The sequence below is a fragment of the Pantoea rwandensis genome (assembly GCF_000759475.1).
Taxonomy (GTDB): domain Bacteria; phylum Pseudomonadota; class Gammaproteobacteria; order Enterobacterales; family Enterobacteriaceae; genus Pantoea; species Pantoea rwandensis_B.
The window spans coordinates 3,180,332-3,204,971 of record NZ_CP009454.1 but is presented as its reverse complement, the minus strand read 5'-3'; the positions used below and the strand labels follow the sequence as shown (position 1 = coordinate 3,204,971).

General features: G+C 55.7%; 24 protein-coding genes. 20 read left to right on the top strand and 4 right to left on the bottom strand.

Translation table 11 applies throughout. The features are described from left to right. Position 1 precedes the first annotated feature (1 nt). From LH22_RS14650 to LH22_RS20745, 16 genes are all read left to right on the top strand, one after another. Positions 2–259, top strand: a complete 258-nt coding sequence (locus LH22_RS14650; protein WP_034820252.1) for a phosphopantetheine-binding protein — start codon at positions 2–4, stop codon at positions 257–259. Between the two features lie 11 nt (positions 260–270). Continuing rightward, the gene (locus LH22_RS14645; protein ID WP_034820249.1) at positions 271–525 is read left to right on the top strand and encodes an acyl carrier protein; all 255 of its coding nucleotides are present in this window, start codon (positions 271–273) and stop codon (positions 523–525) included. 8 nt (positions 526–533) lie between these two features. After that, positions 534–1,094: a hypothetical protein gene (locus tag LH22_RS14640; RefSeq protein ID WP_038647685.1), complete on the top strand. Its 561-nt coding sequence runs from the start codon at positions 534–536 to the stop codon at positions 1,092–1,094. Continuing rightward, a complete protein-coding gene (locus tag LH22_RS14635; protein ID WP_038647683.1) occupies positions 1,091–2,419 on the top strand; it encodes an AMP-binding protein in 1,329 nt (442 codons plus the stop codon). The genes LH22_RS14640 and LH22_RS14635 overlap by 4 nt, the downstream gene beginning before the upstream one ends. Then, positions 2,406–2,753, top strand: coding sequence for a hydroxymyristoyl-ACP dehydratase (locus LH22_RS14630; RefSeq protein ID WP_038647681.1), 348 nt, complete (start codon positions 2,406–2,408; stop codon positions 2,751–2,753). Before LH22_RS14635 ends, LH22_RS14630 begins: the two co-directional genes overlap by 14 nt. Continuing rightward, complete coding sequence (locus LH22_RS14625; protein ID WP_038647679.1) at positions 2,747–4,441, top strand: glycosyltransferase family 2 protein; 1,695 nt, start codon at positions 2,747–2,749, stop codon at positions 4,439–4,441. Before LH22_RS14630 ends, LH22_RS14625 begins: the two co-directional genes overlap by 7 nt. Next, entirely contained in the window at positions 4,434–4,850 is a 417-nt protein-coding gene (locus tag LH22_RS14620) for an acyl-CoA thioesterase (protein WP_038647677.1), read from the top strand. The genes LH22_RS14625 and LH22_RS14620 overlap by 8 nt, the downstream gene beginning before the upstream one ends. After that, positions 4,847–5,458, top strand: coding sequence for an outer membrane lipoprotein carrier protein LolA (locus LH22_RS14615; protein WP_038647675.1), 612 nt, complete (start codon positions 4,847–4,849; stop codon positions 5,456–5,458). The genes LH22_RS14620 and LH22_RS14615 overlap by 4 nt, the downstream gene beginning before the upstream one ends. Continuing rightward, entirely contained in the window at positions 5,424–7,745 is a 2,322-nt protein-coding gene (locus LH22_RS14610) for an MMPL family transporter (protein WP_038647673.1), read from the top strand. The genes LH22_RS14615 and LH22_RS14610 overlap by 35 nt, the downstream gene beginning before the upstream one ends. Continuing rightward, a complete protein-coding gene (locus LH22_RS14605) occupies positions 7,742–8,317 on the top strand; it encodes a DUF3261 domain-containing protein (protein ID WP_038647671.1) in 576 nt (191 codons plus the stop codon). Before LH22_RS14610 ends, LH22_RS14605 begins: the two co-directional genes overlap by 4 nt. Next, positions 8,314–9,471 (top strand): beta-ketoacyl-[acyl-carrier-protein] synthase family protein, encoded by a 1,158-nt coding sequence (locus LH22_RS14600; RefSeq protein WP_038647669.1) that lies wholly within the window; start codon positions 8,314–8,316, stop codon positions 9,469–9,471. The genes LH22_RS14605 and LH22_RS14600 overlap by 4 nt, the downstream gene beginning before the upstream one ends. Continuing rightward, entirely contained in the window at positions 9,464–9,937 is a 474-nt protein-coding gene (locus tag LH22_RS14595; protein ID WP_038647667.1) for a hotdog family protein, read from the top strand. The genes LH22_RS14600 and LH22_RS14595 overlap by 8 nt, the downstream gene beginning before the upstream one ends. Continuing rightward, positions 9,934–10,665, top strand: coding sequence for a 3-ketoacyl-ACP reductase FabG2 (locus LH22_RS14590; protein ID WP_038647665.1), 732 nt, complete (start codon positions 9,934–9,936; stop codon positions 10,663–10,665). Before LH22_RS14595 ends, LH22_RS14590 begins: the two co-directional genes overlap by 4 nt. Continuing rightward, positions 10,665–11,897: a beta-ketoacyl-ACP synthase gene (locus LH22_RS14585; RefSeq protein ID WP_038647663.1), complete on the top strand. Its 1,233-nt coding sequence runs from the start codon at positions 10,665–10,667 to the stop codon at positions 11,895–11,897. Before LH22_RS14590 ends, LH22_RS14585 begins: the two co-directional genes overlap by 1 nt. A gap of 310 nt (positions 11,898–12,207) precedes the next feature. Beyond that, positions 12,208–14,412: a TonB-dependent receptor gene (locus tag LH22_RS14580; protein WP_038647661.1), complete on the top strand. Its 2,205-nt coding sequence runs from the start codon at positions 12,208–12,210 to the stop codon at positions 14,410–14,412. A gap of 315 nt (positions 14,413–14,727) precedes the next feature. Further along, entirely contained in the window at positions 14,728–14,901 is a 174-nt protein-coding gene (locus LH22_RS20745; protein WP_167540451.1) for a hypothetical protein, read from the top strand. On the opposite strand, the gene LH22_RS14575 is transcribed toward LH22_RS20745, so the two are convergent. Then, positions 14,898–16,046, bottom strand: coding sequence for a beta-glucosidase (locus LH22_RS14575; RefSeq protein ID WP_038647659.1), 1,149 nt, complete (start codon positions 16,044–16,046; stop codon positions 14,898–14,900). The genes LH22_RS20745 and LH22_RS14575 overlap by 4 nt on opposite strands. A 156-nt stretch (positions 16,047–16,202) precedes the next feature. On the opposite strand from LH22_RS14575, the gene LH22_RS14570 reads away from it, so the two are divergent. Beyond that, entirely contained in the window at positions 16,203–17,660 is a 1,458-nt protein-coding gene (locus LH22_RS14570) for a phospholipase D-like domain-containing protein (RefSeq protein WP_038647657.1), read from the top strand. Between the two features lie 63 nt (positions 17,661–17,723). Here LH22_RS14570 and mdoC read toward each other — a convergent pair whose 3' ends face one another. Continuing rightward, entirely contained in the window at positions 17,724–18,875 is a 1,152-nt protein-coding gene (mdoC, locus tag LH22_RS14565; RefSeq protein ID WP_038647655.1) for a glucans biosynthesis protein MdoC, read from the bottom strand. 279 nt (positions 18,876–19,154) lie between these two features. Here mdoC and LH22_RS14560 point away from each other — a divergent pair, with 279 nt between their 5' ends. The 3 genes from LH22_RS14560 to LH22_RS14550 all read left to right on the top strand — a co-directional run bounded on the left by LH22_RS14560 (position 19,155) and on the right by LH22_RS14550 (position 23,611). Beyond that, complete coding sequence (locus LH22_RS14560; RefSeq protein WP_176505813.1) at positions 19,155–20,690, top strand: glucan biosynthesis protein G; 1,536 nt, start codon at positions 19,155–19,157, stop codon at positions 20,688–20,690. Next, the gene (gene mdoH / locus LH22_RS14555; protein ID WP_038647650.1) at positions 20,683–23,232 is read left to right on the top strand and encodes a glucans biosynthesis glucosyltransferase MdoH; all 2,550 of its coding nucleotides are present in this window, start codon (positions 20,683–20,685) and stop codon (positions 23,230–23,232) included. Before LH22_RS14560 ends, mdoH begins: the two co-directional genes overlap by 8 nt. A 139-nt stretch (positions 23,233–23,371) precedes the next feature. After that, entirely contained in the window at positions 23,372–23,611 is a 240-nt protein-coding gene (locus LH22_RS14550; protein ID WP_038647648.1) for a YceK/YidQ family lipoprotein, read from the top strand. 3 nt (positions 23,612–23,614) lie between these two features. Here the strand turns inward: LH22_RS14550 and LH22_RS14545 are convergent, their stop codons facing one another. Then, positions 23,615–24,013 (bottom strand): MysB family protein, encoded by a 399-nt coding sequence (locus tag LH22_RS14545; RefSeq protein ID WP_038647646.1) that lies wholly within the window; start codon positions 24,011–24,013, stop codon positions 23,615–23,617. A 118-nt stretch (positions 24,014–24,131) separates the two neighbouring features. Then, a complete protein-coding gene (locus LH22_RS14540) occupies positions 24,132–24,398 on the bottom strand; it encodes a hypothetical protein (protein WP_034820172.1) in 267 nt (88 codons plus the stop codon). Positions 24,399–24,640 lie beyond the last annotated feature (242 nt).

Sequence of the window (24,640 nt, the reverse complement as noted above, 5' to 3'; positions counted from 1 at the left end):
TATGCAAGCACTGATTGACGACATCAAACTGATGATTATCGACACGCTGAATCTGGAAGATATCAGCCCGGACGATATAGAAACCGACGCACCCTTGTTTGGCGAAGGGTTGGGACTCGATTCAATTGATGCCCTTGAGCTGGGACTGGCGGTGAAAAATCGCTTCGGCGTACAGCTTTCCGCAGAAAGCGAAACCTTACGCGCGCACTTTTTTTCCGTGGCCACGCTGGCCGCGTTTGTTGAACAACAGCAAGCCTGAGAACAGTCAAAATGATGAATAAAGACGAAATTTACCAGGAAGTGGCCTCGCTACTCACCTCGCTGTTTGAAATTGATGCCGATGATATCCGCCCGGATGCCCGTCTGTATGAAGACCTCGAACTCGACAGCATTGATGCGGTGGATATGGTGGTGCACCTGCAAAAGCGTACCGGCCGTAAAATCAAACCTGAAGCCTTCCGTGCGGTTCGCACCGTGCAGGATGTGGTGGATGCCGTCGATCAACTGATGCGCGACGAAGCCTGATTTCCGGCATGCCAGTCTTTCTGCGCCTGTTAAATGGTCTGGCCCTGCTGGCCTGGCCATTTCTGGTGTGGCTCGCTGTCACCCATCCGCAATGGTGTGATGTGATTGCTCTGTTAGCCTTGCTGTTTGGCTGGCGCATCTGGCAGTTACGTCACGCGCAGGGCGCGATGGGGCGAGTGATGCTGTTGCTGGCGCTGGTGGGCACCTTACTGTGCCTTGCCAGCATGCTGTTGCGCAGCCAGCATTTGTTGCTGTGGTATCCGGTGGTGGTGAATACGCTGATGCTGCTGCTGTTTGGCACATCTTTATGGAGCCCCATGCCACTGGTCGAACGTTTAGCGCGGCTGCGTGAAGCGGATTTGCCCGCGCGGGCAGTGCGCTATACGCGGCGCGTGACACAGGTATGGTGTGGATTTTTCATTTTTAACGGCAGCGTGGCGTTGGTCACTTGCCTGCTCAATGATCTCTCGCTGTGGACACTCTGGAATGGGTGCATCAGCTATCTGCTGATGGGCACGCTGATGGGCGGCGAATGGCTGCTGCGTCAGCGCATGAGGAACAAGGCATGAAGGTGGTGAGTATCCGCGACTGGCTCGAAGCGCCGGATCGTGTCGTGGCCTGGCAAGGGCAGCAACAGCATTGGTTATCGGAAATGCGCCAGCAGGTGATGGCGTTAGTGGAAACATTGCAACGGCTGCCGGGCCAGCACTGGGCGTTATGCTTCGATAACAGTTATCACTTCACGGCTGCGCTGCTGGCGTTATGGCACGCCGGTAAAACCCCGGTGATCCCAGGACATTGTCGGGCCGCGCAGCTGGAAGAGATGGCAGAACAATTGGATGGCGTGATCAGCGATATGCCGCTGGCGGTGTCCCTGCCACAGTTGCGCTGGGACGGTGCACTGGCGCTGGGTGAGCTGCCTGCCATCGCCGGGGATGCCGCGCTGGTGTTGTTCACCTCCGGTTCCACTGGCACCCCACGTCGCGTAGTGAAATCACTGCGTGCACTCGATCTCGAAGCGCAGTGGCTGGCGGCGTTATGGGCCGAACGTCTGCAGCAATGCCACGTCATTGCCTCAGTGAGCCATCAGCATCTGTATGGCCTGACGTTTCGCATTGTGTTACCGATGGCGTTAAGTTTGCCACTCGCCGCCCAGCAAATTTTTTACGGTGAGCAGTTGGCCGATCAGCGTTGCGATCGCCGCTACGCCTTTATCAGCAGTCCGGCCTTTTTGCGACGCCTTGATCCTGCCCTGGATGCGCCGTCGTGTGCGTTGATTGTTTCGGCAGGCGGGGCTTTGCCCTGGGCTGATGCGCAACGTGCTCAGGATGCCTTCGCTTGTGCGGTGGATGAGATTTACGGCAGCACCGAAACCGGCGTGATGGGCTGGCGCTGTGCGCAGGAAGAAAACGCCCCGTGGCACTGTTTTCCACAGGTCAGGCTGGAGCAGCAGGCATCTGCTGAATGGCGGGTGTTTTCGGCGTTGCTGGAAACCACTGAGGGTTGGCCGCTCGACGATCGTATTGTGCAACAGCCCTCCGGCGTATTTCAGCTGGCGGGGCGTCAGGATCGGGTGGTGAAGATCGAAGATAAGCGCGTTTCTCTCAGTGAGATCGAGCGACGACTGCTGGCCTTACCTGGCGTGGAAGATGCTGCCGCTCTGGCGATTCAGCGTCACGGACGCCAGGCGATTGGCGTGGTGCTGGCTTTGCCGGACGCGCTGGATGCCGCAACGCTGACCCAACGCAAGAAACAATGGAAAATCGCGCTGCAACCCTGGCTTGACCCCGTCGCCATGCCGCGTTACTGGCGTGTCGTCAACGCGATTCCGGTGACGGCGCAGAGTAAACGCGCCTGGCCCCAAATTGAGGAACTGTTTGATGTTGCCGGTTGAACTCAACGCCCTGCAGCAGGGCGCAACACTGACGTTGCGCCTGCATGCTGCCGCGGATCTGTTTTGGTTCCGCGGCCACTTCCCGACCTTACCGATTTTACCCGGCGTGGCGCAGCTCGACTGGGCTTTACATTACGGCCTGTCACGCCTGGCCATCGGTAAACATTTCCGTTCTATTGAGAACATCAAGTTTCAGCAGCCGGTGCCGCCTGATGCGGAGCTGGAGCTGCAGCTGAGCTGGCAGGAAGACAAATCATTGCTGAGCTTCAGCTACAGCCTGATTCGCGTGGACAGCATTGAGATTGCCAGCAGCGGGAAGATTCGCCTGTGCTGAGTGCGCCTTTCAAACCCTGTGTTCTGATTCCCTGTTACAATCACGGCGCCATGCTGGCCTCGGTACTGGCGCGCCTGGCTCCCTTTAATCTGCCGGTAATTATCGTCGATGACGGCAGTGATACGCAGACTCAGCAGCAGATCGCCGCCCTTGAGGCCCCACAGCTGGATATCCTCACCTTACCGGTTAATCAGGGCAAAGGTGCGGCGGTGATCGCCGGGATGCGCAGAGCCGCCGCAGCAGGGTACAGCCACGCGCTCCAACTCGACGCGGATGGTCAGCATCAAGTGGAAGACACGCCGCGCATGCTGGCGGAAGCGGAAAGCCATCCCGATTGCCTGATCTCCGGCCAGCCTGTTTACGATGATTCCATTCCGAAATCCCGTTTGTATGGCCGTTACATCACCCATTTTTGGGTGTGGATTGAAACGCTCTCCTTCTCGCTAAAAGACAGCATGTGCGGTTTCCGTGTTTACCCGCTGCAACCTTCATTAGCACTCTGCGATCGCCACCCGATTGGCCAGCGCATGGATTTCGACACCGAAATCATGGTGCGACTCTACTGGCAGGGTACGCCGAGCCGCTTTATCAGCACGCGCGTCACCTATCCGGAAAGTGGCCTGTCACATTTTGATGCCTTGCGCGACAACCTGCGTATCTCATGGATGCACACGCGCCTGTTCTTTGGCATGGTGCCGCGTATCCCACAGTTACTGAGCCGGGGTAAAACGGCGCAGCACTGGGCCGCCACGCCAGAACGCCGGGGTCAGAGCGGGTTGCGTTTTATGCTGTGGTTGTATCGTCGCGCCGGGCGGCTGCCGTTTGTGCTGTTGCTTTGGCCGGTGGTGGCGGTTTACTGGTTGAGCGGACGTGAGGCGCGTAACGCTTCTCAGCAATGGCTGACGCGGGTGCAGGCAGAAGCCAGTAAACAGCAGATTGCCCTGCCGGCGCCGATCAACAGCTATCGCCACTTTCTGCGCTTTGGTTACAGCATGCTGGATAAAGTCGCCAGCTGGCGCGGAGAGGTGCAGTGGGGGCGCGATATTGATTTTGCGCCGGGTGCCGAAGCGGTCATCCGTGCTGCGGATGGCAAAGGACATTTGATCCTCGCTTCGCATCTGGGCGATATCGAAGCTTGCCGCGCGATGGCAAAGCAGGTCAGCGGGCTGGTGATCAACGCGCTGGTGTTTACCGATAACGCCCAGCGCTTTCGCGAGGTGCTGGAGAGCATCGCGCCGCAGGCCGGGGTAAATCTGATGCCGGTCACCGATATCGGCCCGGATACGGCCATTCTGCTGCAGCAAAAACTGGATGCCGGTGAATGGGTGGCGATTGTCGGTGATCGTACCGCCGTGCATCGTCAGCGCGGGGGCGAACGCCGCGTGGTGTGGAGTGCATTTATGGGCCGTCCGGCACCGTTTCCGCAGGGGCCTTTTGTGCTGGCCGCCGCCTTACGCTGTCCGGTGCTGTTGATGTTTGCCTTGCGGGAACAGGGCAGACTGCGTGTGCATTGTGAGCCTTTTGCCGATCCGATCCTGCTGCCGCGAGCCCAACGACAGGCGGCGCTGCAGGCCACGGTGGATCGCTATGCCGAGCGACTGCAACAGCATGCGCTGATGGCGCCGCTGGACTGGTTTAACTTTTACGATTTCTGGACGTTACCAGAGGAGAAGAGCCGCGATGAGTGAACATATCTGGCGCGCTGAGGTTGAAATAACCGTGTCGTTCCACGACTGCGACCCGATGGGCGTGGTGTGGCACGGCAACTATTTCCGTTTTTTTGAAGTGGCGCGTGAAGCGCTGTTGCGCAGCATCAACTATAGCTACGCTGAGATGACCGCCAGCGGTTTTGTCTGGCCAGTGGTGGACACGCGTGTCAAATACCGCCAGCCGTTACGCTGTGAAGAGGTGATCCGCGTGGAAGCCCGCATTACGGAATACGAGAACCGCTTGCGTATCGATTATGTCATCCGCAATGTGGCGGGCCAGGTCACCACCAAAGCACACACGCTGCAAGTGGCGGTGGATGCGGTGAGTCAGGAGATGAATTTCGTTTCACCCGATATTTTATTTGAACGCCTGGGAGTCAAACCGTGATCAGAACTCTTTGTCTGATGCTGACGTTGCTGTGTGCCAGTGCACAGGCCATCACGTTGGATCAGCTGCAGCAGCGTTTTGCCAGCCAGCCGGTAATCCGCGCCAACTTCGAGCAGGTGCGCACCATTTCTGGTATGTCGCAGCTGCTGGTGTCGCGTGGCCAGTTATTAATCGCCCAGCAACAAGGTTTGTGGTGGCATCAGGCCACGCCGTTTGTGATGACTTTGATTCTTGATGATAAGCGGATGGTTCAGAGCATGAGCGGTCAGCTGCCGCAGGTGATCACCGCCGACAGCAATCCACAGATGTTTCAGTTCAATCATCTGCTGCGCGCCTTGTTCCAGGCCGACGAAAAGGTGCTGCGCGAGAATTTTGAACTCGATTTCCACGATAAAGGGAATGACCAGTGGCAGCTCAGCCTGACGCCGAAGGCGGCACCGCTGAACAAAATCTTCAATCGCATCGATCTGCAGGGCGCAGCCTTCCTTAACAGCATTACGCTGGATGATAAGCAGGGCGATAAAACCGCCATCACTTTAAGTGACACCCGCACCGAGCCGAAACAACTGACTGATGAAGAGCGAGCACGTTTTGCCCCAGCGCAGTGAGAAAACCGCTGCGCTGCTGTGGCTGGCGGTATGTCTGGCATTGGCGGTGGCACTGGCCATCCTGTTGCCGCGCAGCCAGCTGAACAGCAGCGTGCTGGCTTTATTGCCGCAACAAAATCTGGGTCAAGCACCCGCTGAGATCCAGCAAGGCTTTATGCAGCGGCTGGATCGCCAACTGGTGTGGCTGGTGAGCGCCGATGATGCGCATGGCGATGAAGTGGCAGAGTGGTGGCAAGCGCAGCTTCAGGCGCTGCCGATGCTGAAACAGGTTAGCGGTGCGCTGGATGATGACCAGATGCAGCGTTGGGGCACTTACGCCTTCCAGCATCGTAACGGCCTGATCGATCCGTTGACGCGCGCACGCCTGCAAAACGGCGGTACGGCACAAGCCGACTGGATTCTGGCGCAACTGTTCTCAGCGTTTGCCGGTGTGAGCAGTAAAGAAATTCAAAACGACCCGCTGATGCTGGTGCGTGGCGCGCAGCTGGCACTGCAGCAGAATGCCAGCAAAATGGTGCTGCATAACGGCTGGTTAACCGTGAATGACGCCCAGCAGCGCCGCTGGTATTTCCTGCACGGTGAACTGGCGAGCAACGCCTTTAGCATTCAGCAAAGTCATCAGTTGGTGACCGCCCTCAATCAGCTTGAACAGCAGTTAAAAACGCGCTGGCCAGATGCCCAGCTGTTAACGCGTGGCACAGTGCTGTTTAGCGATGATGCCAGCCAGCGCGCGCAGCATGATGTCGAAACGCTCGGCAGCGTCACACTGGCCGGCTTGCTGCTGCTGGTGTGGCTGGTGTTTCGCTCGCTGCGGCCCCTGGCGCTGTGTGCGCTCTCGGTGGCGATAGGCGCGATGGCGGGTACGGTGCTGACCTTGATCTGTTTTGGTGAGCTGCATCTCACGACGTTAGTGATGAGCCTCAGCATTGTCGGCATCTCTGCCGATTATACCTTGTACTATCTGACGGAACGCATGGTACACGGCGAACAATCCACGCCATGGCAAAGCCTGCACAAGGTGCGGGCCACTTTACTGCTGGCACTGGGCACCACGGCGATTGCCTGGCTGCTGATGTTGCTGGCACCGTTCCCCGGTTTGCGCCAGCTGGCGGTGTTTGCCGCCAGCGGGTTAAGTGCCTCTTGCCTGACGGTGATCTGTTTTTATCCATGGCTGGTGCGCGGCCTGCCGGTGCGCCCCATCCCCGGCATGGTGTGGCTGGCGCGCTGGTTAGCGGCATGGCGCCGCAACACGCTGTTAAAAGTCGGATTGCCACTTCTGGTGGCGCTCTATGCATTGAGCGGTATCCTGCAACTGCATGTCGATGACGATATTGCCCATCTGCAGAGCGCTCCCGCGAAACTGCTGGCGCAGGATCGCCAACTGGCACAGCTCACGGGGCAGCAGGCCGATCAAACCTGGTTTGTGGTATGGGGTGATAACGAACAGCAGGCATTGCAGCGTCTCAGCGAATTAACACCAAAGCTGCAACTGGCGCAGCAGCAAGGTTGGATGGCGGGTTATCGCGTATTGCCGCTTAATTCGCTGGATCAGCAACAGCAGGATCTTCAGCTGTTGCAGCAGGCCGCGCCAACTATCCTGGCGCGGTTAACACAGGCAGGCATCACGTTAACCCATGCCGACTTAACGGCGATGCCAGTCAAAGCCGATAACTGGCTGGCGAGTCCGCTCAGCGAAGGCTGGCGTTTGCTGTGGCTGTCGTTACCAGATGGACGCAGTAGCGTGCTGGTGCCGGTCAATGGCGTGAAAAACAGTGCGGCGTTACTGGACTTAGCCACGCAGCAGGCGGGCGTAAGCTGGGTCGATCGCAAAGCCAGCTACGATGAGCTGTTCCGCTTCTGGCGTACGCTGCTGAGTGGCCTGTTGGCACTCGCGCTGCTGCTGATTACCGTCAGTTATATCGTACGGCTGGGTTTGCAAGCAGGTTTGCGCAGCGCGTTGCCTTCCTGGCTGTCGCTGGCTGCGGCGCTGGCGACGTTAGGCTGGATTGGTGCCAGCCTGAACTTATTCGCCTTACTGGCGCTGATTCTGGTGCTCGGCATCGGCATCAACTACACGTTGTTCTTCAGTAATCCGCGCGGTACGCCACTGACCTCAATGCTGGCCGTCACGCTGGCGATGATGACCACACTGCTGACGTTGGGCATGCTGGTGTTCAGCAGCACGGCGGCGATCAGTGGTTTTGGCACGGTGCTGTGCAGCGGGATCTTTTGTGCATTCTTGCTGGCCCCTCTGGCGCTGGCCCCAGGGAAAAGGAAGCAACGATGAAAACAGGTGCTTTGTTGTTGATGCTGAGTCTGCTGTTGAGCAGTTGCGCACAGCATGATAGCGCATCCAATCGGCCCACCGCGTGGCTGAAACCGGGCGTGCGCGTCACGTTACCTGCGCCAGGCATTTCACCCGCGTTTCAGCAGCAGCAACTGCTGACCGGCCACGCCAAAGGTAAAACCCAGTCACTGCTGGTGCTGTTAAGCGCCGATTCACAGCAAATCAGCCTGGCGGGATTGTCCTCACTGGGCATTCGCTTGTTCCGCGTGACCTATGATAAAAACGGGATTCATACGCAGCAGATGATGGCGCTGCCCGAAATGCCGCCCGCCAGCCAGGTGCTGGCGGATGTCATGCTGAGCCACTGGCCGCTGAGTGCATGGCAGCCACAGTTGCCGCCAGGCTGGCAGTTGATCGACGATGGCGATCGTCGTGAGTTGCGCGATCCTGCCGGTAACGTAGTGACGTTGATTCGCTATCTGCAACGGGGAACCGTGCGTGAACCCATCAGCATCGACCAACGCGCATTCGGTTATCAAATTCAAATCCAGCATCTGGACGCATCCTCATGATCTACATTTCGGCGTTTGGCATGGTGAATGCGCTCGGCAACTCACTGGAGCAGATTGCCGCGCAGCTGACGTCAGGCCATGCCCCCGGTATGCAGCCGCGCGAAGGCTGGTTGCAGCAAGGTAAAACCTCTTGGCTGGGCGAGGTGCCGGGCGAATTGCCGTCAGTGCCCGACGCACTTGCCGCGCATAACACGCGCAATAATCAGCTGCTGCTGGCGGCACTGGCGCAGATCCGTCCGGCCGTGGATGCGGCGATTGCCCGGTTTGGTCGTGAGCGCGTGGCGGTGGTGCTGGGCACCAGCACGTCAGGGGTGGACGAGGGCGATCGTCAAGTCGACGGAGGCTTGCCGGGTTACGATTACCGCATGCAAGAGTTGGGTGATCCGTCGCGCTTCCTGACGCACTATCTTGAACTGGATGGCCCGGCGTACACAATTTCTACTGCCTGTTCCTCCAGCGCCCGCGCGTTAATCAGCGGACAGCGCTTGATTGAGGCCGGTCTGGTGGATGTGGCGCTGGTGGGCGGTGCGGATTCATTGAGCCGCATGCCAATTAACGGCTTTGCCAGCCTGGATTCGTTATCCGAGCGTCAGTGTGCGCCGTTCAGTGCAGAACGTGACGGTATTTCTATCGGTGAAGCGGGGGCGCTGCTGCTGCTCACGCGTGAGCCTCAGCCGCTGGCGCTGCTTGGTGCGGGTGAATCATCAGACGCCTGGCATATGTCGGCTCCGCATCCTGAAGGCATTGGCGCCGAGCAAGCGATGAAGATGGCGCTGAAGCAGGCCGAATTGCAGCCGCAGGATATCGGCTACATTAATTTGCACGGCACCGCGACGCCACTCAACGATCAGGTCGAGTCGGGCGTGGTTCATCGCTTGTTTGGCGATAGCGTGCCTTGTAGTTCCACTAAGCACCTAACGGGCCATACGCTCGGCGCGGCGGGTGCGACCGAGGCGGCGCTGGCGGCACTTATCGTGCAGCAGAATCTGGCGTTACCGGCGCAGGATTTTAGCGCCACTACCCTGGATAGCACGCTGCCGGTTTGCGGACTGCTGACTTTGCCACAGCCGCTGGCGCGTCCCATCATCGCCTCAAACTCTTTTGCTTTTGGCGGGAACAACACCTGCCTGATTGTAGGAAAGCCTCATGACTGATTTTCTGCCGGTGGGCGACTATCTGCCGCACCGTGCACCGATGCTGCTGCTGGATCGCGTGATTCAGGTCAGCAACGAGAGCGTGGTGTGTGAAGTGACCATCAACCACCAGGGCGTACTCGCTCCGTTTCTTAATGCGCAGGGCGAACTGCCCGCGTGGTTTGGCGTCGAGATCATGGCGCAGACCGTTGGCGTCTGGTCAGGCTTTCATGCCCGACAGCGCGGCGATCGGGATATCCGCCCCGGCATGTTACTGGGTGGACGCGGCTATCGTGCCGCTGCTGCCACCTTTGCCGCAGACAGCACGCTGCGGGTGGAGATGCATCTGCTGATGCGTGATGACAAGCTCGGTAGCTTCGAAGGCGAGATCCGCATTCAGGATGCGGTCCTTGCCAGCGGTCGGCTGAATACCTATCAGCCGGATGAACAGGAACTTAATCAATTACAACAAGGGATGCAGCCATGACGCGCAGCGTATTAGTGACCGGCGCCAGTAAAGGGATTGGCCGCGCGATTGCGCTTCGCCTGGCGCAGGATGGTTTCAACGTGGTGGTGCATTACCACCGTGATGCAGTAGGTGCACAACAGACGCTGGCGGACATCACGAATGCGGGCGGAGTGGGGCGCACTCTGCAGTTTGATGTGTCCGAGCGCGAGGCCACGCGCACCGCAATTGAAAACGATATCGCCGAACACGGCGCCTATTACGGCGTAGTGAACAATGCCGGTATCACGCGTGACGGCGCTTTCCCGGCCCTGACCGAAGATGAGTGGGACAGCGTAATCCACACCAACCTCGACAGCTTCTACAACGTGATTCATCCCTGTGTGATGCCGATGATTGGTCTGCGTCAAGGCGGCCGAATCGTCACCTTATCCTCGGTGTCCGGAATCATGGGCAATCGCGGCCAGGTGAATTACAGCGCGGCCAAAGCGGGGATCATTGGTGCCACCAAAGCGCTGGCAATCGAGTTAGCAAAACGCAAAATCACCGTGAACTGTATCGCGCCAGGTTTGATTGACACCGGCATGACGGAACTGGAGCCGATGGTGATCGACGAAGCGCTGAAGATCATTCCTATGAAGCGCATGGGGGCGGCTGAGGAAGTTGCCGGACTGGCCAGCTATTTGCTGTCGGATATTGCGGGCTACGTTACGCGTCAGGTGATTTCAATCAACGGAGGTATGCTGTGATGCAGCGAGTCGTGGTTACGGGCATGGGTGGCGTCACCGCCTTTGGCGAAAACTGGCCCGCGGTGGCCGCTCGCATCAAGCAGGGGCAAAACGCGGTGCGGAAAATGCCGGAGTGGCAAATTTACGACGGATTGCACACCTTGCTTGGTGCCCCGGTAGATAATTTCGAACTGCCTGCGCACTACACGCGTAAACGCATTCGTTCCATGGGGCGTGTTTCGTTAATGGCAACGCGCGCCACCGAGCTGGCGCTGGAACAGGCCGGCTTGATCGATCACCCGGTGCTGACCAGCGGAGAAACCGGCATTGCCTATGGTTCATCGACTGGCAGCACCGGCCCGGTCAGTGAATTTGCCACCATGCTGACGGAAAAGCACACCAATAACATTACCGGCACCACCTATGTGCAGATGATGCCGCATACCACGGCGGTGAACGCCGGGCTGTTCTTTGGCCTGCGCGGCCGTGTGATCCCGACTTCCAGCGCCTGCACCTCAGGCAGCCAGGCGATCGGCTATGCGTGGGAAGCGATCCGCCATGGATATCAAACCGTGATGGTGGCAGGCGGTGCGGAAGAACTGTGTCCTTCCGAAGCGGCGGTGTTTGACACGCTGTTTGCCACCAGTCAACGCAACGATGCACCGCATTCATCGCCGTCACCTTTTGATCAACAGCGCGATGGGTTGGTGATTGGCGAGGGGGCGGGAACATTGATCCTTGAATCACTGGAGCATGCCCAGGCACGCGGCGCGACGATTTTCGCCGAACTGGTGGGGTTCCACACCAACTGTGATGCGGCACATATTACCCAGCCGCAGCGTGAAACCATGCAGATTTGCATCGAACGCGCGCTGAAAACGGCGGGCGTCACGCCGGAGCAGATTGGCTATATCAATGCCCATGGCACGGCGACTGACCGGGGCGATATCGCGGAAAGTCAGGCGACGGCGGCAATTTTTGGCAATGACACGCCGATTTCATCGCTGAAAAGTTACTTTGGTCACACGCTCGGTGCTTGCGGCGCGTTGGAAGCCTGGATGAGCATTGAGATGATGCGAGAAGGGTGGTTTGCGCCCACGCTGAATCTGACGCAGCCCGCCGCAGAGTGCGGCGATCTTGACTACATCATTGGCGAATCACGCTCGATTGATACCGATTATATTCAATCCAACAACTTTGCCTTCGGTGGTATCAACACCTCGCTGGTGTTTAAACGCTGGCGCGACGCCTGAATCACCCAACTGTCAGCGGTTTCAATCAACGAAGCCGCGACGCCCAAATTCACCGACTGACAGCGGTTTCAATTAACTAAGCCGCTGCACTCTCATTTTCCCCGGCCTTAAATCCTTATACATCCTGAGTGAAATCACAGTGGTAAGTGCAATTACCGCCCAGTGTTTTCGCTTTCTTAACAAAGAAGCGCATCCGACCACGTTTAGTTGAGTAAGTTCAGCGATTTTACTTGCTTTCGCATTGGCACTCCGCATAATCGCAAACCGTAATAAAAATGATTATCAATATATTTCGCATCAGGGGATATCCATGCGTACTTCGCCTTTCAATCCCGGACTGAAACCGACGCTGCTTGCTGTTCTGGTCAGTGCCGGTTGTTTGCCAGTGATGGCTGCTACCACCAACACCACAACGTCTTCAACCGCGGCCAAAAATGAACAGCAGACGCTGACCGTGACCGCGACGCCACAAGCTGATTTCAAATCCGGCGGCAATGATTTAGTGCCCGCATACCTTGACGGGCAAATTGCCCACGGCGGCCGCCTCGGCATGCTGGGTGAGCAGAATGCCATGGACGTGCCGTTTAACGTCATCGGCTTTACCTCGAAAATGATTCAGGATCAGCAGGCGAAAACCATCGCTGACGTCGTGCGTAATGATGCCAGCGTGCAGAACGTTCAGGGTTACGGCAACTACGCTGAAACCTATCGCATTCGTGGTTTTGAGCTGGATGGCGATGACATGACCTATGGCGGACTGCCAGGTGTCGTGCCGCGTCAGGTCATCGATACCCAATTGATTGATCGCGTGGAAGTGTTTAAAGGCGCTAACTCACTGGTTAACGGTGCGGCAACGTCAGGCGTTGGCGGCATGATCAACCTTGAGCCAAAACACGCGGAAGATACGCCAATGGCGCGTGTCGGCCTGGATTACACGTCGTCTTCTCAGGTGGGCGGATCGGTTGATGCCGGACGTCGTTTTGGTGATAACAATCAATTTGGCGTTCGCGTCAATGTACTGGATCGTGAAGGTGAGACCGCAGTGCATGGCGCTAAACGCCGCACCACTGCCGCTTCACTTGGCCTGGATTTCCGTGGCGATCGCCTGCGTACCTCACTGGACGTCGGCTACCAGAAACAGACCTTCCACGGTGACCGTATCGGCGTCAACGTGAGTGGGCTAGACTTCATTCCTGCCCCCACAGCTGCCACGCATAACACCAGCCAGCATTGGGTCTACAGCAATATCGAGAGTGAATTCGGTATGGCGAAGGCCGAGTATGATTTAACCGATAGCTGGACCTGGTACGGTGCGGTGGGTGCTCAGCACTCCCATGAAATTGGCCTGTATGCCAGCCCGGCGGTCTCCGATGCCAGCGGCGATGCGCAGTATGGCCGCTTAGATACCAACCGTATCAGCGATGCTTTCAGTGGCATGACGGGTATTCGCGGTAACTTCACCACCGGATTTGTCACCCACAAAGTTAACTTTGGTTATTCTGCTGTCACTCAGGCGAATAAAACGGCGTGGCGTTATGGCGCAGCGTCAGTAGACACCAATATTTATAACACCCCGACCACTGCTGTCCCGGAAACGACCTCAGGTAGTGGTGATTACCACGATCCGCTGACCACGGGCCGCACGCGTACTCAGGGTTATCTGCTGAGCGATACCTTAGGCTTCTTTGATGACACCGTATTGTTCACTGCCGGTGCTCGTCATCAGAAAGTCGTGGTACGTAGCTACGATAACAACTCAGGTGCGGAAGATACCGATTCTCGCTTTGATGCCAGCCGCTGGATGCCAACTTACGGCGTGGTGTATAAGCCATGGAAAGAGGTTTCTTTCTATGCCAACCACACCGAAGCCCTGCAACCGGGTAGCGCGGCGCCAAATACCGCCGCCAACTACGGTAAAACCACCGGGATCGCGCACTCTAAGCAGAATGAAGTGGGCGTGAAGGTTGACTTTGATCGTGTTGGTGGAGCGCTGTCACTGTTTGATATCCGCAAACCTAACGCGATCACTAACAGCGATAATGTTTATGCGCTGAACGGCGAGCAACGTAACCGCGGGGTTGAGCTGAATCTGTTTGGCGAACCGGTTTTAGGTTTCCGTCTGAACGGCAGTGCCACCTGGCTGGATGCACAGATCACCGAATCTGCTAACGGCACATTGAATGGCAAACAGGCGATTGGCGTTCCTCGTTACTACTTTGTTCTGGGTGCCGAATACGACATCAAACCGGTGGATGGCTTAACAGCCACGGCTTATGTTAACCATTCAGGCTCACAGTATGCCGATGCGCAGAACACCAAGTCGCTGGATAGTTACACCACGCTGGATCTCGGTGTGCGTTACCGCACCAAGCTGAACGACCATGATATGGTCTGGCGCGTGGGCGTTGATAACGTCACCAATGAGAAGTACTGGTCAAGCGTAGAAAGCTACGGCACCTACATTTACCAGGGCGATCCTCGCACCTTGAAAGTCTCCATGAGCTACGATTTCTAATCCGCGCTTAACAGGGACGCCATCGCGTCCCTGTTGTCCTTTTATACTGAAATATTTCTGTACCTTGCCACGCATTCCATTACACTCAGTGCGGCAATCCTGCGCATAAAAGTCCTTTGTTATTGAGTCAACATGAGTTCACCCGCGCCACCTGACGATCACGACGAGCCTTTACGACAATCTCTGGATGATGCGCACTTCGCTATTGTGGTACTTGCAGTGACCTCTGTTACCCTTATAATCTTCGTCCTGATGGTGACATTATGGATGAGCTAAGGTCAGCAACTGTTCATGGAAGCCTGCAAGGAGATGTCGATGGAAGCCCGATATGACAAACTGATCGCCATAATTGGCCTGCTCTCCGCCTGTTTAATTGGCGTGGTGTTTCTGTTCACTATGACGTGGCTGACTGATGTGCGCCATCCCGCCGATCCCACACTTGATGTACAAACCTGTCCGCCAAAAGTTAATCCGACGCAAAACTCTTAATCCTGCTGCTCCCGCTTGTGCCACTTAATTTGCTGACTGCGCAGCTCTAGCGCCAGCGCTTCGTGCAGCGTGCGATTGCCATTCGGATCGCCCAGGCCAAACAGCGCGCCAGGTGAACGTCGATCGTCTGCCCAGGCCGGATATTCGACTACCGGATAGAGCGAAATCCCTTCCAGCGCCACGCCTTCATCCAGTGCTAACAGCGCCTCTTCCGTGACATGCCGCAGCCAGGGAGCGCGTGCGTCACCTTCCGCACCGGTCTCTGCCAGTAATAGTGGACGTTGATAGCGCTGCCAGCACTGCAGCATCAGGCGATGCAGCGGTTGATAAGTCGCGTGTTCAGCAGGGATGGTATCGCCGGAAAAGAACCAGTGGTTATCGGGGTAGTAATTCAGGCCGAGGATATCGAGGAAATCTTCACGTCCGCCCAGCTCCGGCGCATCGCGCCCGGCAATCCAGTCCCAGGCTTCAAATTGGGACTGATGCTGTGCATCTGCATAGGGCTTACTGTCGGGGTTGTCGGGATCGGCGGCGATTTGTACCAGCGGATCGGTGAGCACAAAGCGCGCATCAGGATAAACTTCACGAATCGCCTGCATCGCCGCCAGCGAGGCGCGTACCAGCTGGCGTTTAAGTTCGCGGCCACGCTCGCTGGCATAGGGATCAAGCCAGGAAACATCGGCTCCTGCCCATGACCAGAACGAGATTTGGTTTATCGGGGTGAAAAAAGGGTGTTCAACGCCTTCATCACGCATCAGTTGTGCCATGGCACGTGCGAAACGCTCAAAATGATCGACAAAGGCGCTGCGCCAGATATCGAGATGTTCCGGGTATCCAAAATGCGCCAGCTCCCAGATAATCTGCATATCATGACGTGCGGCGGCATGAACCATGGGTAAAAAACTGCGCCAGTCGTATTTGTCAGGCGTGGCTTCGATCAAATGCCAGCGTGCACCGTCGCGGGCAGTGTGTAATCCTTCCTGCGCCAGTGCAGCGTAATCTTTCTCCAGTAACATGTCGTGACCACTACTGATCACCATATCCATACGCCGGCCACCACTGCGACAGGCGGTGGAGCAGGGGAAGCTACCCTGGAAGAAACTGCGGAAAAGCTGCGGGTGATGGCGCGGGGATTGCTGAGTCATCATCCTCTCCTCACGGTAAACGTCGGGGGCAGAACGCAAGCCTAAGTCTAGACTGTAAATGAAAGGCGCGTCAGCGAGCAGTAGCAGATGTCTCTGATTGCCATCCGGCGCGGGCAAGACCAACAATAATAGATCCAGTGAATTCAGGGATTCGGTATGAGTGAAGCAGCATCCGTTCAGCAGCCGCCATCGGGCGAAGGGTTACGAGAGATTATTGATGCACGTTGTGCGCTGCATCCCGAGATGAGTGGCATCCATCCCCTCAACGATGGTTTGGACGCCTTTGCCGCGCGCTATCTGTTGATGGGCATGGCGCAGCACACCATTGATGTGCAGTACTACATCTGGCACAACGATATGTCAGGGCGTTTGCTGTTTAGCGCGCTGCTGGATGCTGCCGAACGGGGCGTCAAAGTGCGCTTGCTATTAGATGACAACAATACGCCGGGCCTGGATGACACGCTGGCCGAACTGGATCGCCATCCGAATATTGCGGTGCGCTTGTTCAATCCGTTTTCCTTTCGCACCTTACGCGCGCTCGGCTACCTGACCGATTTCGCCCGGCTTAATCGACGCATGCATAACAAGAGCCTGACGGTGGATGGGGCCGTGACACTGGTCGGTGGGCGCAATATCGGCGACGAATATTTCGGTACTGGCGATGAGCCGCTGTTTACCGATTTGGATGTGCTGGCGATTGGCCCGGTGGTACATCAGGTCGCGCACGATTTCGAGCGCTACTGGCAGAGCAAAGCGGTTTCACCCTTGCGCGCGGTAGTGGATGTCTCGGGCGATGCCCATCAGGCTGTGCGTTTACCGGCAGAGTGGCAGCAGAGTGAAGCCGTTCAGCGTTATCTGGCGCGGCTGGAGCACTCTTCTTTTGTCAGCCAAATGGAACAGGGATCAATGCAGATGACGTGGGCAGAATCGCGTCTGTTGAGTGATGATCCGCGCAAGGGACTGGGCAAAGCGAAACGTTCCAGCCTATTGCCGCAACGTATGCTGGAGGTGATTGGCACGCCGCAGCAGCAGTTCGATATCATCTCGGCGTATTTTGTGCCCACGCGTGCCGGCGTGGCTCATCTGGTCGCACTGAAGCGGCGGGGTGTCAAAATCGCCATACTCACCAATTCACTGGCGGCCAATGATGTGTCCGTGGTGCACGCAGGTTATGCGCGCTGGCGTAAAAAGCTGCTGCGTCACGGTATCGCGCTGTATGAAATGAAGCCACAAGCTAATGCCAGTGAAGCCCCGCATGACCGTGGGTTAACCGGTAATTCCGGCTCAAGCTTGCATGCGAAAACCTTCACTGTCGATAACCGAAAGGTGTTTATCGGCTCGTTTAATTTTGATCCCCGCTCTGCGGTGCTGAATACCGAAATGGGACTGGTGATTGAGAGTGAAGCCCTGGCGCAGCAAACTCATCAGCGCTTTATAGCCGGGATGCGCGATCACGCCTGGACACTGCGTCTGGACAACTGGGGGCGGGTGAACTGGGTTGAGTATGCCGGTGAAGCAGGTGAGGTGGTGCACAAGCATGAGCCGCAGTGTACGTGGATACAAAGACTGCTGGTGCGGTTGGTGTGGCGCTTACCGGTGGAGTGGTTGTTGTAAATGACAAAGACATCCTGACGCACCGGACAACAATCGCCCCCGCATTGCAGGGGCTAATGCAGATTACCGTGTGGCAGAGGGCGCTTTAACCGTATTGCGCTGTGGTTTACCGGAGAACAGGAAACGCAGCAGCGGGATGCGCAGATGGATTTCATACAGCATAAAGGCCATCCCAAACACCATCAGCAGACCGACAAAGAAACCCAGGGTGTTGCTGCTAATGTGCGGGGTAACGTAAATGCCATACAGAATCGTCAGCGGATGATGCACCAGATAGATAAACAGCGAGGCATTCACTAAATACATGATGCGCGGTGAATGGCTATTCAGCAGCTTGTGGCCAAAGCTAAAGCAGACATTCAGCATACAAAGTCCCATCAGGGTTGAGATCACTTCATCGATTTCATACAGCCAGCCATCACCACTGCTGTATCGCTGATTCAGGCTGTAAGCGATAAATACCGCAATGGCGCCAAAACACATCACCGGATTGAAACGCACAAACAAGGCTTTCAGCGCCTGATGTTTCCATGCTAATGCGCCCAGCATAAAGAACGGCAGGAACGTCAGGGTTTGCATCACGGCCACGCTGAACAGACCATCGGCGAACACGGCCGGTACGGCATAGAACAGCGCGCGACGGAACAGGCACCAGACCAATGCATAAGCCATCAATGTCAGCGTCAGTTTCCCCCAGCCTACCTGCTGATAATCAATCTTCCGCTGCTGAGTGCGCAGCCAGCGGAAGGTCAGCATGCCGAGTGCCGTCAGAATCACTAAAACCAGTAAAAACCACAGATGAGAAATCAGTTCCCATGCCAGCGTGTTGTACTTGTCATACAGAGAAAAACTGTCCCAATTACCCACTTTGTCGGTCAGATTTTTTAGCATAAAAAACTGCGGCAGGGTAATGAGCGGAATGGCGGTTAACAGCGGGATCCCCACGCGCTCCATGCGGACCTTCAGCCAGCGTTGAGGCTGATAGCGCAGGTAAAGCATGTAGGAAAAATAACCAGAAATAACAAAGAACACCTGCATGCGGAAGGCGTGGATGAAGTCATTCAAAACGGTTAACCACATCGAGGCATCGTGGCTATTCACGGCCCAGCGCTGTGTGGAGTAAATCAACGAGACGTGAAAGGGCACGCCTAATAACATTAAGTACGCTCGAATGGAGTCGAGAAAATATTCGCGTTCGGGTTTTGCTGAACTCATAAGCTTCCAATTTGTCAGTTTACTTGCCGGTTTCACCCTGAAACCGGATTATGCTGGATGAAAATTCTACCGCCTGTAAACAGCGTATACTATCAGGTGATTCTGTATCTTAACCTGAAGGGTTTAATTATCCGAAAAGCACACTTTCAGCTTACAAATCAGCGGAACAATCTTGTGCATAAGCTGTCGGAAAACCGAATAATCCTTTAAGATAAACGGGTTTGATCTGAGCACACGAAAGGGGGGGATGTGCTAAATAATGTGAATAAAAAAGTGGGACTGGTAAAAATGCGCTGGGTAGGCGCGGCAGTTCTGCTGGCGTTGTACGCCAACAATAGCTGGGCGTTCAACATTGATGATGTGGCAAAACAAGCCAAGGCGCTGGCAGGGAAAGGTTACGAAGCGCCGAAGAGCAATTTACCCTCTCAGTTTCGTGATATGAAATTTGCGGATTATCAGCAGATCCAGTTTAACCACGACAAAGCATACTGGGGCAAACTGCGCACGCCGTTTAAGCTCGAGTTTTACCATCAGGGCATGTATTTCGATACGCCGGTGAAAATCAATGAAGTCACCGCCTCATCAGTACGTGAAATCAAATATAACCCTGACTATTTCAACTTCGGCAACGTGAAACACGATGCTGATTCCGTCAAGAATCTCGGGTTTGCCGGATTTAAAGTGCTGTATCCTTTAAACAAAAAGGGTAAAGACGACGAAATCACCAGTTTCCTGGGCGCCAGCTATTTCCGCGTGATTGGCGAAGGTCAGGTGTATGGTCTTTCTGCGCGTGGCCTGGCCATTGATACCGCGCTGCCATCAGGCGAGGAGTTCCCACGCTTTAAAGAGTTCTGGATTGAACGTCCAAAACCTCAGGACAAGCAGCTGGTGATCTACGCACTGCTGGATTCACCACGTGCGTCCGGTGCCTATCGCTTCATTATCAAACCGGGCAAAGAGTCGACGGTGGATGTGCAGTCTAAAGTTTACCTGCGTGATAACGTCGGCAAACTGGGCGTGGCACCACTCACCAGTATGTTCCTGTTTGGCGCTAACCAGCCTTCACCGGTGACCAATTTCCGCAATGAGCTGCACGATTCTAACGGATTGTCGATTCATGCTGGCAACGGTGAATGGATTTGGCGTCCGCTGAACAACCCGAAACACCTGGCGGTGAGCACGTTCACCGTGGAAAACCCGAAAGGGTTCGGTTTGCTGCAGCGTGGCCGCGATTTCAGCCATTATCAGGATCTCGACGATCGCTACGATCTGCGTCCAAGCGGTTGGGTTGAGCCACAGGGTGACTGGGGCAAAGGCCGTGTCGAACTGGTCGAAATCCCGACAGCGGATGAAACCAACGACAACATTGTGGCTTTCTGGACACCAGAGTCATTGCCAGAGCCGGGCAAAGAGATGAACTTCCAGTATCGTCTGCACTTCACGCGTGATGAAAACCAACTGCATCAGGATGATGTGGCCTGGGTGAAAAACACACTGCGTTCTGCGGGTGATGTGAAGCAGTCTAACCTGGTGCGTCAACCGGATGGTTCTATCGCCTTTACCATCGACTTCGTCGGTAAAGCGATGAGCAAACTGCCGGACAATACCCAGGTTGCGCCTCAGGTCAGTGTGGGCAACAACGCCGATGTGGTTGAGCAGAGTGTGCGCTACAACCCGGTGACTAAAGGCTGGCGTCTGGTCTTGCGTCTGCGCGTGAAAGATAACAAGCAGCCGACCGAAATGCGTGCGGCGCTGGTGAGCGGCGACAAGACATTGACGGAAACCTGGAGCTATCAGCTACCTGCCAATGAATAAATCGACTTTTTTACCTCAATCTTACGTGGAGGCCCTGCCGCTTGATGCGGCGGGGCGCGCTCGTCTGAGTGATTCGTTACAGAATGCCCAGGCGTTCCACGCTATTCATACGGCGCTGGGGCAAGATGTTGCCGCCAGCGATCGCCCGGATGATGCGCCGCTAAAATCGGTGTCATCACGCGTACAGATGGCCTGGCCGGATTCACTGGCTGAGGGTCAACAACTCAGTAAGGATTATCTCGACCGCACCACGCTGAAGGCGATGCCTAAAGTGAAGCGCTCGCTGATGTTCCCTGAGATCTGGCGCACCAACCCTATCGCGCGTGCATGGGATTCTGTGCGTGGGAAAAAATCCACGCCGCGTTATGCCACAGCGGAAGAGCAAAAGACCGAGGATAAGTGGCGTCATGTCGGTTCTATGCGCCGTTATGTCCTGCTGATTCTGACGATTTTGCAGACGGTAGTGGCGACCTGGTACATGAAAACCATTCTGCCCTATCAGGGCTGGACGCTGCTCGATCCGATCGAGTTGTTTAACCAGAACTGGCTGCAATCGGTAGAGCTGATCCTGCCTTACATTTTGCAAACCGGGATATTGTTCCTGTTTGCCATTCTGTTCTGCTGGGTGTCTGCGGGTTTCTGGACTGCGTTGATGGGCTTCCTGCAGTTGATGATGGGTCGCGACAAGTACAGCATCTCGTATTCAACCACCGGTGATGAGCCGCTCAATCCGGAGCATCGTACTGCACTGATCATGCCGATCTGTAACGAAGACGTTGAACGCGTATTCGCCGGTCTGCGTGCCACCTGGGAATCGGTGCAGCGCACCGGTAATGCCGAGCACTTCGATGTCTATATCCTGAGCGACAGCTACGATGCGGATATCGCCATCGCTGAGCAGAAAGCCTGGATGGAGCTGGTGCGTGATGTCGGAGGCGCAGGCAAGATTTTCTATCGCCGTCGCCGTCGTCGTGTGAAGCGTAAAAGCGGTAACATCGATGACTTCTGCCGTCGCTGGGGCAGCAATTACAGCTACATGGTGGTGCTGGATGCCGACAGCGTGATGAGCGGTGAGTGTCTCACCGGCCTGGTGCGCATGATGGAAGCCAATCCGAACGCCGGTATTATCCAGTCGTCGCCAAAAGCGTCAGGCATGGATACGCTGTATGCACGTTGCCAGCAGTTCGCCACCCGTGTTTACGGTCCACTGTTTACCGCCGGTCTGCACTTCTGGCAGTTGGGTGAATCGCACTATTGGGGGCACAACGCCATCATCCGTGTTCAGCCTTTCATCGAGCACTGCGCGTTAGCGCCGCTGCCAGGTGAAGGTTCTTTTGCTGGTTCGATTCTGTCGCATGACTTCGTTGAAGCCGCGCTGATGCGTCGTGCGGGTTGGGGGGTGTGGATCGCCTATGATCTGCCGGGCTCTTATGAAGAACTGCCGCCGAACCTGCTGGATGAACTGAAGCGTGACCGTCGCTGGTGCCACGGTAACCTGATGAACTTCCGCCTGTTCCTGGTGAAGGGGATGCACCCGGTTCACCGTGCAGTGTTCCTGACCGGTGTGATGTCTTATCTGTCAGCGCCGTTGTGGTTTATGTTCCTCGCCTTGTCCACCGCGTTGCAGGTGGTACATACGCTGATGGAACCGACCTACTTCCTGCAACCGCGCCAGTTGTTCCCGGTGTGGCCGCAGTGGCGTCCTGATTTGGCGATCGCGCTGTTCTCTACCACGTTGGTCCTGCTGTTCCTGCCGAAACTGCTCAGTGTGGTGTTGATCTGGTTCAAAGGTGCCAAGCCGTACGGTGGTGCCATTCGCCTGTTCTGCTCGCTGATTCTGGAAATGCTGTTCTCGGTGCTGCTGGCACCGGTGCGTATGCTGTTCCATACGGTATTCGTGGTCAGCGCGTTCCTCGGCTGGGAAGTGGTGTGGAACTCACCGCAGCGTGATGACGATGCCACACCATGGGGCGAAGCTTTCCGTCGTCATGGTTCTCAGATGCTGTTAGGTATTGTTTGGGCGGCCGGTATGGGTGTGCTCGATCTGAACTTCCTGTGGTGGCTGGCGCCGATTGTATTCTCACTGATCCTGTCGCCGTTTGTGTCGGTGATGTCGAGCCGTGCAACGGTGGGGCAAAAGAGTAAGAATGCGAAGCTGTTCCTGATCCCGGAAGAGTATGAACCACCGAAAGAACTGGTTGATACCGATCACTACCTGCAACTGAATCGCGAGCGTGCGTTGAAGAATGGCTTTATGCACGCTTTGTTCAACCCGGCATTCAACGCCCTGGCAACCGCTATGGCCACGTCGCGCCATAAACAGAGTGCGTTGCTTGATCATGCGCGTGACCGTCGTGTCGACCAGGCTCTGAGCGATGCGCCTGAGAAACTCAACCGTGAACAACGTTTGCAGTTGATCAGTGACCCAGTCGTACTGGCGCGCGTGCACTCACGCCTGTGGGAAAGTGCAGAGAAATATCATCAATGGGTGGAGAGTTATCAGAAATTGAAACTCAATCCTGAGGCGCTTCCACAGCGCTAACCTTGAAAACCCTGAAAGCGGCAGCGATGCCGCTTTTTTTTTGCCAACATTCTGACTAACACAATCTTTACGCGCGCAAGTGTAGTTATTCCACCCGAGACCCGGTTAAACTAACGCCAGTTCATTGTGAGTAAATGTTGTGAATTATTTCCTTAAATTAACCGTATTGTGTGCCACCACACTCGTGCTGAGCGGTTGCGGCAGTATTATCAGCCGAACCATTCCAGGACAGGGACATGGCAGCCAGTATTATCCCGGTGTGCAATGGGATGTGCGTGACGGGCCATGGCGCGTGCTGACCATCCTTGATCTGCCACTCTCGCTGGTGATGGATACGCTGTTGCTGCCCGTCGATGCCAGCCACGGCCCTTACGAGTAACGCTTACGCCCATTTATCCGATGGGCTATCGTCATCTTCCCATTCCTCTGCCGCAGCTTCACCCTCTTCAAGATCGCGTGGGGGCTCCAGCTGGAACTCCCCTTCATCCCACTCGTGCAGGGTGTTTTCCGACTGCCACTCCTGACGCAGTTCCACCTCGTCGAAATCGCCGTCAAATACCGCCTGAGCGGCTTCACCGCTGCAGATCGGTAAACACTCACCTTGTTCACCTTCACCGTCAAAGAACTCTGCCTGCCACATGATGTCGCCATCCTGCATCACGTACTTTTGTAGCGAGAACTGGCTCACGCTGACATCGTCCTCGTGCACATCCGTCTGGCTGGCGAGAAACTCCTCGCGTGCGGCGTCGATAGCTTCTTCAAGCGTGCTGTATAAGCTCATAATGAACTCCATGTCTGTTGAAAGGGATTTCACAGAAGAATAGACGAAAAATGGAAGTGTGCAGGACGGGCATAGAATAACGGCGGGCGGATGAATGCAATTCAACCGCCCAAACCGTTTAGATCATCTTTTGCGGGAAATGCAGTACAGGACGTACTGACTCGCGAATAATAGGAGCAGAGTAACGAATGCAGCATTTAATACAGGGTTTCACCTTTTTAAAATTAATACGAGCGGTTGATAAAGCCTGATTTAAATTATAGAGCGTACCGATAAAAACCATATCCTCCTTAACGGGCAGACGTTTACACTCTTTCCGATGCAAGAGGTGGTAGCCCTCTTGATCAGTACTGATTGTCACGTAGTAATAGATGCCTTTATTCATATTATAGGTTCCTGCGATATGTTTGCTGTGTGTAATCTTTTTATATTTTTTAGAAGGGCAGTTATTTGGCTAACTGTCACGGTTGAAATTAACTGGAATCGATTTCGCTAACAAATTCCAGAAAGGAATAAGCATAGCTCTTCTTTTATAGAAACAGAATATAGAGGGGATGGACTAAGACAATACCTTGTTATGTAAGTTAATTTTACTGGATTGATAAGCGGATCAAAAGCATTCAGCAA